Source organism: Emticicia sp. BO119 (assembly GCF_013912375.1).
Classification (GTDB): Bacteria; Bacteroidota; Bacteroidia; order Cytophagales; family Spirosomataceae; genus Emticicia.
In genome coordinates, this window is the sequence record NZ_JACETV010000006.1 from 1 (window position 1) to 15,109 (window position 15,109).

At 35.3% G+C, this 15,109-nt stretch carries 13 protein-coding genes; 4 read left to right on the top strand and 9 right to left on the bottom strand.

Translation table 11 applies throughout. The features are described from left to right. Positions 1-110: 110 nt before the first annotated feature. Both H1R81_RS18510 and H1R81_RS18515 read right to left on the bottom strand, forming a co-directional pair. Positions 111-1,364, bottom strand: coding sequence for an RNA polymerase sigma factor (locus H1R81_RS18510; RefSeq protein WP_229251171.1), 1,254 nt, complete (start codon positions 1,362-1,364; stop codon positions 111-113). Between the two features lie 2 nt (positions 1,365-1,366). After that, positions 1,367-1,720: a YciI family protein gene (locus tag H1R81_RS18515; protein ID WP_181842248.1), complete on the bottom strand. Its 354-nt coding sequence runs from the start codon at positions 1,718-1,720 to the stop codon at positions 1,367-1,369. A 205-nt stretch (positions 1,721-1,925) separates the two neighbouring features. Here H1R81_RS18515 and H1R81_RS18520 point away from each other — a divergent pair, with 205 nt between their 5' ends. Beyond that, the gene (locus tag H1R81_RS18520) at positions 1,926-3,188 is read left to right on the top strand and encodes an asparagine synthetase B (RefSeq protein ID WP_181842249.1); all 1,263 of its coding nucleotides are present in this window, start codon (positions 1,926-1,928) and stop codon (positions 3,186-3,188) included. 64 nt (positions 3,189-3,252) lie between these two features. Here the strand turns inward: H1R81_RS18520 and H1R81_RS18525 are convergent, their stop codons facing one another. From H1R81_RS18525 to H1R81_RS18545, 5 genes are all read right to left on the bottom strand, one after another. Further along, a complete protein-coding gene (locus tag H1R81_RS18525; protein ID WP_181842250.1) occupies positions 3,253-3,447 on the bottom strand; it encodes a DUF2188 domain-containing protein in 195 nt (64 codons plus the stop codon). Between the two features lie 37 nt (positions 3,448-3,484). Next, the gene (locus H1R81_RS18530) at positions 3,485-4,081 is read right to left on the bottom strand and encodes a DUF4142 domain-containing protein (RefSeq protein WP_181842251.1); all 597 of its coding nucleotides are present in this window, start codon (positions 4,079-4,081) and stop codon (positions 3,485-3,487) included. Between the two features lie 396 nt (positions 4,082-4,477). Beyond that, positions 4,478-4,819, bottom strand: coding sequence for a LytTR family DNA-binding domain-containing protein (locus H1R81_RS18535; RefSeq protein WP_220275261.1), 342 nt, complete (start codon positions 4,817-4,819; stop codon positions 4,478-4,480). A 135-nt stretch (positions 4,820-4,954) separates the two neighbouring features. After that, on the bottom strand, positions 4,955-7,978 hold the full coding sequence (locus H1R81_RS18540) for a histidine kinase (RefSeq protein WP_181842253.1): 3,024 nt from the start codon (positions 7,976-7,978) through the stop codon (positions 4,955-4,957). A gap of 6 nt (positions 7,979-7,984) precedes the next feature. After that, positions 7,985-8,758 carry a LytTR family DNA-binding domain-containing protein gene (locus H1R81_RS18545; protein ID WP_181842254.1) on the bottom strand — a complete coding sequence of 258 codons (774 nt, stop codon included), beginning with the start codon at positions 8,756-8,758 and terminating at the stop codon, positions 7,985-7,987. A gap of 281 nt (positions 8,759-9,039) precedes the next feature. Between H1R81_RS18545 and H1R81_RS18550 the strand changes: the two genes are divergently transcribed. Together H1R81_RS18550 and H1R81_RS18555 are read left to right on the top strand one after the other, a co-directional pair. Then, positions 9,040-9,339, top strand: a complete 300-nt coding sequence (locus H1R81_RS18550; RefSeq protein ID WP_181842255.1) for a GNAT family N-acetyltransferase — start codon at positions 9,040-9,042, stop codon at positions 9,337-9,339. A gap of 5 nt (positions 9,340-9,344) precedes the next feature. After that, positions 9,345-9,905, top strand: a complete 561-nt coding sequence (locus tag H1R81_RS18555) for a DinB family protein (RefSeq protein ID WP_181842256.1) — start codon at positions 9,345-9,347, stop codon at positions 9,903-9,905. A 95-nt stretch (positions 9,906-10,000) separates the two neighbouring features. Here the strand turns inward: H1R81_RS18555 and H1R81_RS18560 are convergent, their stop codons facing one another. Then, positions 10,001-11,470: a hypothetical protein gene (locus tag H1R81_RS18560; protein WP_181842257.1), complete on the bottom strand. Its 1,470-nt coding sequence runs from the start codon at positions 11,468-11,470 to the stop codon at positions 10,001-10,003. Positions 11,471-11,767: 297 nt separating this feature from the next. Next, positions 11,768-12,937, bottom strand: a complete 1,170-nt coding sequence (locus tag H1R81_RS18565; RefSeq protein ID WP_409013562.1) for an aldose epimerase family protein — start codon at positions 12,935-12,937, stop codon at positions 11,768-11,770. A gap of 176 nt (positions 12,938-13,113) precedes the next feature. On the opposite strand from H1R81_RS18565, the gene H1R81_RS18570 reads away from it, so the two are divergent. Continuing rightward, positions 13,114-15,105, top strand: coding sequence for a M1 family metallopeptidase (locus H1R81_RS18570; RefSeq protein ID WP_181842258.1), 1,992 nt, complete (start codon positions 13,114-13,116; stop codon positions 15,103-15,105). The last annotated feature ends 4 nt before the right edge of the window (positions 15,106-15,109 follow it).

Consider the following 15,109-nt stretch of genomic DNA (forward strand, 5'->3'; position numbering starts at 1 on the left):
CAATCAAAATCAATTAAACATAAAATCTTATAAAGCAAAAGCAGTAGTAACCAATTGATTACTACTGCTTAAAGTGTACCTTTAATATTAATAAATCTTGTATCGTATTTTTAGGACCAGACAAGTTTCTTTTCAATTAACCTCCTCTCAGGCTCTGAAGTAACTAAATTCAAAGCCTCCTCATAGCATTGTTTAGCTAAGTTATACTCCTTCAATTCAACATATAAATCTCCTTTAGCTGTCTGATATACATAATTCTTACTCAGGCTTTCTAATTTTAACAGGTCTTCTAATGCCGATTTTGCACCATGTACATAACCTTTTACAATGGCTCTGTTAAGATATACAAAAGGTGTTGGTTTTATACCTGCCAATATGTTATACAACCTTAAAATTACTTCCCAATTGGTTTTCTCAAAACTTTCTGCCGAGGCATGATATGAAGCAATAGCAGCTTCAATATGATATTCACTGATTTCATTCCCTGTCGATGAATTTCTGAAAAACTGATATGCTCGTGAAATCATGAAACTATCCCATAACCTACGATTCTGATTTTTGAGTAAAACAATGGCTCCTTTATCATCAAGCCTTGCAGGAAAACGCGCTATCTGAAAACACATTAAAGCTAAAAGCGCATTTGTTTTGGGTAAATTGGTCAGGGAATTTCGAGTTAACAGCAAACAGATACGAATGGCATCTTCGCATAGCTCATGCCTGATAAGCTGGTCGGGGTGTGAAGAGCTATACCCCTCATTAAAAATTAGATAAATGATCTTTAATACTGCTTCAAGACGACCTGTCAGTTCTTTTGCCTGAGGAACCTCCAGCACTATATGCTCATTTCTAATCTTTTCTTTCGCTCGATAAAGCCGTTTATTGATTGTTTCTTCGGTTGTCAGAAAAGCCCTTGCAATTTCAGCAGCACTTAAACCACCTAAAATTTTTAGGCTCAGAGTAATCTGTGACTCCGAAGCTATAGCTGGATGACAGCAGGCAAACAGCATTCTTAGCTGACTGTCTTCGATCTCATCGCTCAGAAAAACTTTACCTATGCTATTCTCTGCCTGTTCACCCAAATAACCTAACTCCTGACTTATTTCGCCATATAACTTTTGTCTTCTTAAAATGTCAAGAGCCTGATTCTTTGCCACTCTGTAAAGCCAGGCAGCCGGATTATCCGGAACCTGATTCCTCCACTCACTCAAAGCCTTAAGAAGCGTATCCTGCACAATATCTTCAGCAATTTCAATACGGTCAAAGCCGAACATACGTGCCAAAACAGAAGTCATCTTTCCTGCCTCATGGCGAAAAAGATGACTAACTAACTGATTGACTTGCTCGTATTTGTTTTTCTCTGTCAATATTATTCAAAATTCTGAATAGGCCTTACCTCTACAATGCTGTCATAATCATACATAGGGCATCCTTTTGAAAGTTCTATCGCCTCCTCAATCGAATCTGCTTTTAAAAGCATAAATCCACTAACAATTTCTTTTGCCTCTGTGTATGGGCCATCAGTTACTACATGATTTAACCCCTTCACAGTTTTTCCGGTCGGATAAAGCGCATCTGTAGCAATAAGTTTGCCTTGTGCTGCTATTCCGCCTATCCAGGTATTCCATTTCTGCAATTCGGCTTGCATGTCTTCTGGTGAAAAATTCTCATACATTGATTCAACTTGCATTTCATTACGGAAGATAAGCATAAATTTTTCCATGATTCTTTAATTTTAAAAAATGATTAAATTAATTTTTTTACTGAAGACGAATCAAATTTTCAGTTTCGGACAATCATTCAAAAAAAAAAATTAAATTGCCTGGTAGCTAATCTACAAAGAACAGCAGATATCCAATAAGACCACCTTTTTTTCGTTAGTTGGTATAAAGATTGCTGTAATATCTTAAATTAATTTGGTTTTGAGTATGAAGAAAATACTAATTTTATTAACCCTTTCACTTTCGTTTGTGTCACAGGTCTTTGCGAATAAAATCCTGATACCTATGGACGAAAGCCAAAAAAACCACTTGAAGGCTTACGGCATTGCATTCTGGCTGCTGAAAGAGCACGGAACAGAAGTTGAATGGCTGCTAAACTACAGAGGAGGAAGCTTTTTATTTGATGCTTCTCAAAGTTATATCAATGAATGTGTGATCCGAGGTGTGAGCTACGAAACTATTTCAGATGCAGAGTCTCAATCTATTTTAGCGCAAATTGCTTCTCCTGATGCCAACATGGATGCTGTTAAGTTAAATAAAGCTCCAAAAATAGCAGTTTATTCTCCAAAAACAACCCAGCCGTGGGATGATGCTGTAACGCTGGTTTTAACCTATGCCGAAATTCCTTATGACAAAATATTTGACGAAGAGGTATTAGAAAATAAATTACCAGAATATGATTGGCTACATCTGCACCATGAAGATTTTACCGGGCAATTCGGCAAATTTCTACGTATGCGGGGTCAGGCATGGTATCAGGAACAAAAACAGGAGGCCGAGACGATTGCCAGAAAATTCAATTTCTCAAAAACTTCAGATTTAAAACTGGCAGTATCAAAAAAAATACGTGATTTTGTTTTTGGTGGAGGCTATATGTTTGCCATGTGTAATGCAACTGATACATTTGATATTGCCTTGGCAGCAGATGGAGTAGATATTGTTGAATCTCCTTATGACGGAGACGGTGCAGACCCAAATGCGGATAAAAAACTGAATTTTGAAAACTGCTTCGCTTTTCAGAATTTCAGACTCTATCTGAATCCGTATGAAATGGAGTTTTCAACAATTGACAATCAGCAGGAAGAACGGGGTGTTAATGAAAACAACGATTATTTCTCATTATTCCAGTTTTCAGCCAAGTGGGATCCAATCCCAACCATGCTTACCCAGAATCACGCAAACCTTATTAAAGGATTTATGGGGCAAACAACCGCCTTCAAAAAACAGTATATTAAACCCGAGGTAATTACAATGGCCGAGAATCGTTCTTTAGGCGAAGCCAGATATATTCATGGAACAGCAGGCAAAGGTTTCTGGACCTTCTATGGAGGGCACGACCCCGAAGATTATCAGCACTATGTGGGTGAAGAGCCAACTGATTTAAACCTTCATCCTAATTCAGCTGGTTATCGCCTCATTCTGAATAATGTATTATTCCCTGCGGCTAAGAAGAAAAAACTGAAGACCTGATCTTCTTTCATATTAAATAAGAAGGAGCTCATAAGCCAGACTTATGAGCTCCTTCTTATTTTAGTCAAGAATCTCCTTTCTTAACTTTCTTACCTCTGTTTTTTGCCCATTCTTCTGCTTTTGAAGTGGCAATTGCTATAGCTGAACCCTCTTCTCGACCATCTTCCAATAAAGCATTGGCAATTTCTACCGCTTTATTTCTGACAGGAGCAGAAAGATTCTTCATGGAGGGCGGATAATCTGATTTTGTCCAAGGCATAATCATAACTATTTAAGAGAATGTGCAAATTCTCATTTTACATTTTGTCTGTCATTTTCTCAATTCTTTCAGCTTCTTCTCTATGATGATTTAAGGTAGGAAGCGTCTTCGAGGCAAATGTTCTTAAATCACCATCATTGCCTTTATCAGCCAGTTTCTCAAACTTACTAATATCTTTTTTATGGTCTTCTACCATAAGATCCATATATTTTCTATCAAAGTCTTTTCCATTCTTCTCCGAGACATCATTTAAAGTTTTCTGATGATCATTACTCAACGTAGTTGGCAAAACAATATTTTTGCCCTCTGCAATATTTTTAAGTTCAGTATTTGCTTTGGTGTGATCATCAATCATCATCTGAGCAAACGATTTAACATCTTTTGATGTAGCCTTTTGCACCGCTACTTTTGCCAATTCAACTTCAAACATCCCCCCACTTGCCAAATCTACCACCATCTCTGCATCATCTTTTTGAGCTTTTGCTACAGAGTCTGTAGGTGCAGTGGCTTCAATTGCCTCGTTGTTTACTTGTTCTGTAGAATCTTTCGAATCCTCAGATGAATTTGAATTACAAGATACCATTCCTAACCCTATAAAAATGGCAGAACTCAATAAAATGCTTTTTGTTTTCATGATAAAAAAAAGGATTTAGTTTACACACCATGATCAAAAAAAAGCTATGCCAATCCTTAAATTGTTTATTTTGGGGTTTAATTTCTACTTACATTTTTTTTAATTAAAAAATGTTTATTTATGCCATCATCAAATCTTATCAATTTTTGGCTTATATATGGGAAACTTATTCCTCAAATTGAGTATCTTTTTTCCAATTAAGGGATTTAAGAAAATTTTGAAAATTTCTATAAGATTTACAGAAACTAAAAAAAAGTGGAGCAAATACCCCAGTAATACATAGAGAAGAACCTCATTCATCATCACACTAATACACTTATTATGAACAACTTAAAAAAAACGGTGAGATAAAAAGTTTTCATCTCACCGTTTCATGATGTAATTTGATCTCTCTGATTAAATCTGCTTATATTTAGCTTCAAAATCTTTAATTCTTCTTCTTGAAATACATAACTCTTCACCAGAATTTAGATAAACTGAGCCTGTAAATTTTTCCAGCTTTATTTTTTCGATATGCAACATATTAATAATAACACCTCGGTGAATTCTGAAAAAGTTCGAAAATCCCACAAGTTTATTTTCGTAAACCTGTAAATTCCTTGCACTTAGCAGGGTTCTTCCATTAGTTAGATACAGAATCGTATAGTTTATTTTACTTTCGAGAAATATTATCTCTTCGGGGCGAATGTACTTCGATTTGCCTCCACTCAAAAAACGCAGGGTAAACGATGGATTCATTGGAAAGTGAGTTTTCATGGCGATTACAATAGACTCTACTCATTTAAAAGCAAAATCTCTACCAAATTAAGAAAATATTCATACAATTCTCATATTTAGTATAAAATATCTATGCCACCCACCTTCTGATAAAGACTAAAGAAGTGGTATTCTCACAATAAATTTTTCATTTGTTTCAATAATTTCCAGTTTACGGTTTGATAAATAATAATAAAGTGTCTGAAGACTCGTTAATCCTTGCTTGTTGGAGGTCTCAACATAATGCTTTTTCTGAAGGTTATTCTCAACAATCAGATAGTCATCTTTTCCATAAATAAAAATCACTAATGGGATTTCATCCTCAATGATATTATGTTTGATAGCATTTTCTAATAGATTTTGAAGCGTTACCGGAACTATCCGAAGCATAGAATATTCCTCTGGAATCTGAATAGACACCTGCAATCCTTCTTCAAATCTTGACTTCTGTAAATCGATATAATTTTGTACAAAGGCTATTTCTTCATCAAGACTTACTAATTCTTTTTCTTTATTCTGCAATATATACCTATAAATCAACGAAAGCCGCTTTAAAAACTTCGAGGCCTGTTTCGGATTTATAGTTATCAGACTATTTAATGATGTAAGACTATTAAACAAGAAATGAGGATTCAGATGATTAATCAGATTTTGATATTGTATTTCTGTTTTATCTTTCTGTAGCCGTGCTGTTTGTATTTGCAAATGATGCACTTCAGCAGTTTTTTGTACATTATACCGATAAAAGGCAAAACTTAAACCTCCTATCAGTGATAATACCAGATATAAAAACCATTGTGTTTTATAAAAAAAAGTATCTACCTCAATAATAAGCATTTTACTCTCTATAAATTTATTATTCATCACAGTTTTTACCTTAAACTCATATTTACCTCCAGGTATTTTAGTGTAGTTAGCTGTTGTTTTACTATCTGCTGCTACCCAGTTCTCATCATATCCTTCTAACTTATAGTAGTATTTATATTGCTCATGATAAGGAGTTAATACCGAGTAACAAATGCTAAAATTGTTTTGTGTTGCATTAAGGGTAATTTCTCTAATTTCAGAATTAATCAGGAATGTGCTATCTGGTGTTTGCAAACTGCTGATTAAGGCCGGACTTTTAGGTATTGCGCTGGCTACTTTTTCAGGCATAAACTCTACAAGATAGTTTTTCAGAACCGTAAGAATATGTTTATTTTTTAACCGGAACATATAATTTCGATAGTCAGCTTCTGTATCATTATATGGAAGTCGGAAATTCTGAAATTGGTTAGTATGAGGGTCAAATATTGAGAACTTATTCAGGCTTCCTATCCAGATTTTACCAAATTCATCCGGGCAAACAGCTGCACAGTAATCAGAAACCAAACCGTCGGCTTCTCGCCAATTCTCATATTGTTTCTTACGCTTGTCATATTTTATTAAGCCAAACCCTAAACTTGGAATCCAGAAGTTATTTGAAGAATCTGTTTTAAACTGATAAAACCATTCTTCAAATGGCTGATGATTAGATATATCTTCTAAGATAAATGCTTCTTTTTTTTCTGAAAATCTGGCTAATCCTTCTGGATATATATTTGTCCATAAATCTCCTTTGAGGTCTGTTTCTAAAAAAAATCTTGTTGTAAAAAACCCTTTCTTAACACTATGGGGCAAATAATATTCCCGCCATTTTTTTTGACTTATCTGGTAAGAAAAAACAGCAGAAGTATCCGTCCGTATCCAAAGAAAATCATCTTTTAGCAGGATAGCCATTGTACCCACCCTCTTCAGATCTATTTTTGGTGGTAAAGTTAAAGTAGAAAACTTTCTGGCTATCTTATTAAACATGAAAACTCCCTCTTGAGCCGCAACATACACAATATCTTTAGAGTCGAGCACACTATGTATGTATTTTAGGCGGTTAGCAACTTTAGGAATAGGTACAGAGAATATTTCAGTTGTTTTTTTTTGAGGATTAAAATGAATTAACCTGCTTGTCCATGTACCCATCCACCAAGTTTTATCTTCTGCTTCTGCAAATGAATTAATACTTTCATAGGTCTTTCTATCATGAGTTAACTTATCAATATCAGGAATGCTATGAACCTGATAAAAAATTTTATCCGGGTTCGTATATGAAATTCCATTTGTTGCTGTTCCCATCCAAATAGTACCATCTTCAGTCTGCCAGATAGTAGAAGCATACTTCCCTCCTATTGAGGTATTTTTATTGTCATCATATTCTATTTCTTTTGGTATGCCTGTTGAATCAATATAATACGAACTCTCAAAAAAACTCAACCAAATATTCCTATTCTTATCAATTAAAAATGATAACAATGTACTTGTTTCTTTCCATGCTACACAAGAGATGGTCCTTTCTATCTGCTTTGCTTTAAGGTTATATATTATAAACGATTTAAGACCTTGGTCATAATAGTATAATTTACCCTCTATAACTTTTATTATTCCTTTTAATTCATCATCAAATATCGGAATTTTATCAGGGTTATTGAGATAATTAAAAAATCGCTTCTTTCTGATATCAAAATAATTCAATCCTTTAAAAGTAGATATCCAAATTCCACCATTAACAGGATCATTGGCGATTGATGAGAGAAAAGCCTCAGGAGAAGAAACAGAACCAACAATACTTGGATCATGATTATATCGGATAAATTTCTTTGTTTTTTTTGAATACGAGCAAATAAAGTTTTCTCCAGCAAACCACACATTGCCCCAGTCATCGCACATAATAGAAGTACATCGACCAAATTTTGATACACTATCCTCTAAAAAACTTACAAACGCTAACTTCTTTTTATCAAAATAACAAACACCATAAGTTGTTGATATCCAGATTTTACCATCTTTATCTTCAAATAAATCAGTAACCGAATTATGTGACAGCGAATTATTCGTTTTATAATTACTTTTAAAGACATTAAAGTGGCTTCCGTCAAATCTGAGAAGTCCATCAGCAGTACCAAGCCATATAAAACCATCTTTGTCTTGTAAAGAGCAGAAGATTGAGTTATTTGGCAGTCCTGTAGATTCATTTAAGTGCGAAAAAACAAACGAGACTTTCTTTTGAGCATAAGACACTGCACAAAGAAATAACGACAATAATAATGTATGGAATACCTGTTGAAACATGAATAATTATTTTTCTAACCAACGTCTGAATACCGGAGCCTTATCGCGGCTTATATCAATTTCAAAGGCATGGTTAGGGGATTTTAGTTTAAGTACAAGTTTACCATTGGTAAGGCTTTTCACACTTTGAATAGCATCAATGTTAATAATTATTTGCCTGTTAGCACGGTAGAATATATTGGGGTCAAGCAACACTTCAACATCGTCTAAAGTATCTATATCAAGTATATACTTTTCTCCTGCTTTAGTCACAAAAAAATTAATTGTTTCCCGGTTAAAAAAGGCTATCTCTTTAGTCTTAACTGGTACTAAACTATTGCGTAGATTTCCTAAAAAATGTTCTTTATAAGCATTTCGATTACTACTTGAGCTCCCAAATGCCTCAACTAACTTTGTCAGGTCAAGCGCTACTTTCGATTTGCTCTTTACAATATTTTTTGCTTTGTCTATAGCTCTTTGCAATTCATCTAATTCTACGGGCTTTAACAAGTAATCAATTCCGTTAACCTTAAAGGCTCTGATCGCATATTCGTTATAGGCTGTTGTAAAAATAATTGGGCAGGTAAGTTTAAATTTATCAAAAATATCGAAACTTACACCATCAGATAACTGAATATCAGCAAAAACGAGGTCTGGTTCGGGGTTCTCTGCAAACCAACGCATTGATGTTTTTACACTGCTCAGAATCTCAATCAGATTTAATCCGGAATCAATCTCAGCTATACTGGCAACGAGTTCACGTGCTACAAGTTTTTCATCTTCTATAATAATGGCGTTCATTTAAATTTCTTTTATATCCCCTTTAAAGTAATGGTAAATAAGGTTTTTAATGTTAACAATAAAAATTATTTAAGATTGAATGCCCCAAAATCGCTATTAAGCCGTTGTAAAATCCAAATGAATCGTTTTCATTTGAAAATCGTTAAATTTCAGTAAATAATTCTTTGAAAACCCACTGTTGCTTAAATTATTTCGATACCAACAGGAAAAACCGTTTTATTTTCAGGAAAATAAGTAAATTTATACGGTTTCTATTCACCAATGGCTTTAAAATTCATACTATGACAAATTCTCCTACCGTAAAACATCAACCCGATGATCATCTCTTTCTCATTAATATCGGAGAAAATATGGCTTATCAGGAATACATTAAAAGACAGAATGAAATAATTATTACACATACCGAAGTACCAAAAGAATTGGAAGGCAAAGGGTTGGGTAGTTTACTGGCTAAAAATGCTTTACAATATGCCGAAGAAAATGGTTTGAAATTAATGCCTTTATGCCCTTTTATGGCCACATACGTGCGAAAACATTATGAAGAATATAAACACTTGTTAGCCCCTGGCTTTAACGTATAAATATTATGAAAATATCACGCAAAAATGCCTTAAAATCTTTGTTCGGAACATTGATAGGCTTACCAGTTTTAGCAAAAACTGATGATAAAAAAGACCTGTTAGGGTTTAAAAATGAGTTTAGCACTGCCTGGAAAAGTTCATTAGATTACACGCTGAAAATCTTTAATCAGATGCCGGAAGAGAAATTTGAATATAAATATACACCAGAGTCTTTTTCGTTCAGAACCCAGTTTGTGCATTGCATTACTTTTACAACGGCTCAAATTTGTGGTAGATTAAACCTCCCTAATCCATACGATGAAAAAGAAAAGCAGAATGGTTATTGGGCGAAACTTTCAAAAACGGAATTAGAGGCTGAACTGAAAGGTTTTTATGCTTGGGTTGAAAAGACTGTAATGGAAACTAAACCGGATAAATTTGCACAGATTGAGGGCTATGCAGGAGACAAAATCCCTGTATGGAGACTATTATATGCCTTAGAAAACCACATTATACATCATCGTGGACAGGCCATCTGTTATTTAAGGTTGAATGGAGTTACCCCAATCGGGTATATTGGTTGGTAATTTTTATATTGCTTTATTGTCCTATTCGACTTTAAACAAAAATACCCTGCAACAAAACCTGCAGGGTATTTTTTATGTGAGAAAACTACGATTTCTTATTTTTCTACGCAAGAACCTTCTTTTCCATCTTTGCAACAACGGTTATAAGATTTAGCAAGTTTTTTGTATTGGCTTTCATCTATACTTACATATAATTTATTGTAATCACCAACCATTACATCTTGTTTTGTAAAGTTATAATTCAATGTTACCGGAATATTTACGTTTTGCTCTGGAAGTGGGTTGCCATTTGCATCACATACCTTAAATATTTTAGAAACATTACTTAAACCAGAAGTAACCACTTCGTAGCTTGATTTAACCGGTACCGAGAACGAACCTAAACATAGGTATTTTTCTGGCATTTCGCCTTTGGCCAACTTGCCAGCTTTTTTATATACGCCTATTACTGTTACGCTTGGGCTTGCACTTTTAATGCTACCATCCTGTATTTCGGTTCTACCCATGAAATTGATTTTTTGATCAGCACACTTGGTTGCACCTGCTGTTCCGATTGTAACATCAGACGGGCTTTCAGATAAAACCTTTTTCTCAATCGCTTGGGTAGTTGTAGTTGCCGCACTTGCAGTAACAGGACAATCTTTATATGCTTTTCCTAAGGCTTTGAATTGTTTTTCATCTACATTCAGATAAATTTTATCTCCTTCACCCACCATTACTTCCGATTTGGTGATTTTATAATCCAGATTCAACGGTAAAGTAAGATTCATGGCTGCAGGAAGTGCCGCACCTTGATCAACGCAAACAGGGATTGTTTTTGAATAAGACATTTCACCTTTTACATTAAAATCATAGGTAGCACGAGAAGCCACAGGATAAGATCCTAAGCAAAGACCTTTAGTTCCGTTTACAGCCACAATTTCCATTGTTTTGCTGGCATTCATTACATCGCCACTTGAAATTTCACCCTTTGCGCTAATCGTAACTTGCTGCTCAACACAAACAGTAGGAGGTACTGGAGGAGTTGGTGGCAAATAAGGAAAATAAGAAGGAATATGAAAAGCGTTACCGCATTTTTTCATAATATAAATATAACAATCACCTGATTTTGCTTTTATTTTGAAAGTTTCAAAATCTCTTCCTAACTCAGACCAAACATACTTGTGACCTCTGGCATAAGCCCCCATCCAGCCAGTTGCTCCTTTAGGAAGAATTTCTGGAGTGATGCTGCTGACAGTAAACGAAGGGTCGTTAAATCCTGTATAGCCTAAAGCAATCAATAAATCATCCATCTCTTTTTTAATACCCCTCTGATTCCTCTGATAAACCCTCTTCAGGTGGCTATAAGCAGATTGTGCCGTATGTTTAGGAATTTCTCCGAATTGTGGGCTGGTGCCAAGTCTGTTCAACACAACACGTTTTGCATCAGAATTACCCTGGAATACTTTATAGGGTAATGTGTTACAAGGGTTCTGTGGTTGACTGGGCGCTGGATTCTGCTGGGCATACCCCAACAACGGTAATAATACCACAAGTGTGAGAATTCTAAATGAAGAAGCTTTCATTTTTTTAGATTTTTAAAGTGTCTGAATAAATTTCTAATCCAATCGGATACAAAAATAATTTATTTAAATTAAAGTGACAGAAACACATTCTTTAGGAAAAAACTATTTCTATCTATTAGGTTTTGTGAGTTTTAGGTCTCTATTAGGTGCTTTAGAGAATGATTACGAGACTCTTTCCCGCAAAAATGGTAATTATTTAATTTAAAAACAAAAACTAACAGATAATGTTATTAGCTCCTGATGGTTTTCTATATTTTTTTTTGCATCGAACGTTTTAAACAGGCTTTTATTAAATTTTTATTTGCTCGAAAACTTATATATCGTAGTAGTCTTATACGTTTCCCCGGGGCGTAATACTACAGTTGGAAATTTGGTCTGATTCGGTGAATCCGGAAAATGCTCTGTTTCAAAACAGAATCCCGAACGCTTCTTATATACTACTCCATTTTTCCCTGTAATGGATCCGTCTAAAAAGTTACCGGTGTAAAACTGTACTCCAGGTTCAGTAGTTGATACCTCCATTAAGCGGCCAGAAGCTGGTTCATAGGCCGTTGCCGCCAGAATCAACGAATCTTTCTTAGGCTGATTCAGCACCCAGCAGTGGTCATATCCACCTCCAAGTTTTATCTGAATATCAGTAGTATCATTAATTCCCATGCCAATTGCTTTAGGTGTTGTAAAATCAAAAACTGTACCTTTTACTGCTTTTAACTCGCCTGTTGGTATTAATGTTTTGTCAACTGGCAAAAAATGATCCGCATTTATCATCACCTCATGTTCCAAATGGTCAGTTTTACCACCTGTCAAATTGAAATAAGAATGTTGCGTCAGGTTTATAACAGTAGCTTTATCTGTAGTAGCATTATAATTTATTTCAAGAGCATTATCATCAGTCAAAACATACGTTATTTCAACGTTCAGATTCCCAGGATAACCCTCGTCACCATCTTTACTCACATGATTCAACTTCAATCCGATTCTCCCATCAGTTAGTTCTTCAGTCTTCCATATTACTTTATCAAACCCTATTTTACCACCATGTAAGTGATTAGGTCCATTATTTTTTAAAAGATTATACGTTTTACCGTCTAAAGTAAATTTTGCATCGGCAATTCTATTACCATATCTCCCTACCAACGCACCAAAAAAGGGGCTTGCCTTTAAATATCCCGAAAGTGAATCATATCCTAATACTATGTCTTCATATTTACCCTCTTTATCAGGTGCTGTCCAGTGCGTAATCAATCCACCATAATCACTTATTTTCACTTCCATGCCCTTTGCATTTGTTAAAGTATAAAGGCTTACTTCTTGTCCGTCAGGCAATTTACCCCATGCTTGTTTCGTAATAGATGCTTTTGTTGTTTCCATTGTATCTTCACTCTTTTTAGACTGGCAGGCAATACTTGCATACATTAACAGAATTCCTGCCAAAAATAATTTGGATTGCGTTTTTATATTATTCATAAGTATTAAAGGGGGTTGATTTTGATTGCCAATATTACACAAAAACTGTCATATTGAGACTTTGTTCAACAAACATTTATGAATTTTAACCTTTCTCATTAAACGAAAACATTAATTTTACCGTTAATTGAGCATTATTTAATAATTTTTAAACAAATATTATCTTCATTTCAAACATGCAAATTCGCAAGATACTTATTGTTGGCCTTTTAGCTGCAACACACCTTATACAGGCACAAACACCTGCTGCGTCTAAATACGACCACAGAGATGCATTTAATCCTCTGTTTAATTTTATGCCTGGTACTGCCTACAGAAGTGGCACAGGTGCACCCGGGCCAATGTACTGGCAGAATAAAGCAGATTATAAAATAAATGCCGCACTTAACGAAACCACCAATACACTCACCGGAGATGTAGAAATTACCTATAAAAATAATAGCCCTGACAAAATTCCCTTTGTTTGGCTCCAATTAGACCAGAATCAGTTTAATGATAATTCCCGTGGAGGAAAAACAACTGCAATAGTGGGTGGTCGCTTTGGAAATACAGGTTTTGAAGGTGGCTATACAGTACAGTTTGTAAGTGCTGAAAAAAAAGTTATTGTAGGTAAAAAGTCTTCGACACGCTCTGTATATGCAGAACACTTGATTGATGATACCCGTATGCAGATACGTTTATCAGAACCATTAGCAAATGGTGAAGAATTGAAAATTAAAATAAGTTATTCGTTTAAAGTTCCTCGTTACGGATCAGATAGAATGGGAAAGCAGGACACCGAAAACGGAACTATCTACGAAATGGCTCAATGGTATCCAAGAATGGCCGTTTATGATGATGTTGAGGGCTGGAATACCCTGCCATATCTGGGTGCTGGAGAGTTTTATTTAGAATATGGTGATTTTGAATATAATATAACTGTACCCTGGGATCATATTGTGGCAGGGTCAGGTGAATTGATTAATCCAAACGAAGTCTTAACAACGGAGCAAATCAGGAGATTTAACGAGGCTAAAAAAAGCGACAAGACGGTTGTTATCAGAAGTAAAGAAGAGGTAACAGACCCAAAGTCAAGACCAAGAAACAGTGGCACTTTAACCTGGAAGTTTAAATGTAAGCAAGCAAGAGATGTAGCATGGGCATCATCAAAGTCTTTTGTTTGGGATGCAGCCAAAATCAATTTGCCAAGTGGTAAAACTTCTATTGCCCAATCGGTATATCCAATCGAAAGTGCAACTGATGATAGCTGGAACCGTTCTACCGAATACGTAAAAGGTTGTATTGAGTTTTATTCTAAATATATTTATGAATATTCATATCCATCTGCCACCAATGTAGCCGGTGTTGTGGCAGGTATGGAATACCCGGGTATAGTTTTTTGTAGCTACAGAGACAAGAATGAAAGTCTTTGGGGAGTAACCGATCACGAATTTGGCCATAACTGGTTTCCGATGATCGTAGGTACAAATGAAAGAAAGTATGGCTGGATGGACGAAGGTTTTAATACCTTTATAAATACACTTTCCACTAAAAACTTCAATAATGGGGAGTATTATCAGCCTGAAAATGCTCGTCAGTATGCTCCATATTTCTACGACCGGGATCCTATCATGAATATCCCTGATGTAGTACAAAGCAATAACTTAGGATTGGCGGCTTATGTAAAACCCGGTTTTGGACTTACAATGTTAAGAGAATTGATATTAGGTGAGAAGCGATTCGATTATGCTTTTAAAGAATATGTAAACCGGTGGGCGTTTAAGCACCCTACACCTTTAGATTTTTTCAGAACCATGGAAGATGCTGCTGGTGAAGATTTAGGCTGGTTCTGGAAAGGTTGGTACGTAAATGACTGGAAAATTGACCAGGGTGTGAAAGACGTCAGCTATATTCAGCAGGATGCCACTAAAGGAGCTGTAATTACGATTGAAAATTTAGAGAAAATGCCAATGCCGGCAGTTGTTGAAATAAAAGAAGCCAATGGCACAACTAAAAGAGTAGATTTACCTGTCGAAATATGGCAACGAGGCAATTCCTGGAGTTTTAAATACCCATCTACCTCTACAATCGAATCCGTCGTAATAGATCCTGATGGAAAATTACCTGATGTTAATGCTAAGAATAATCAGTGGAAACCCACAAGATATAGTTCACCACAAGTTAATTAATCAG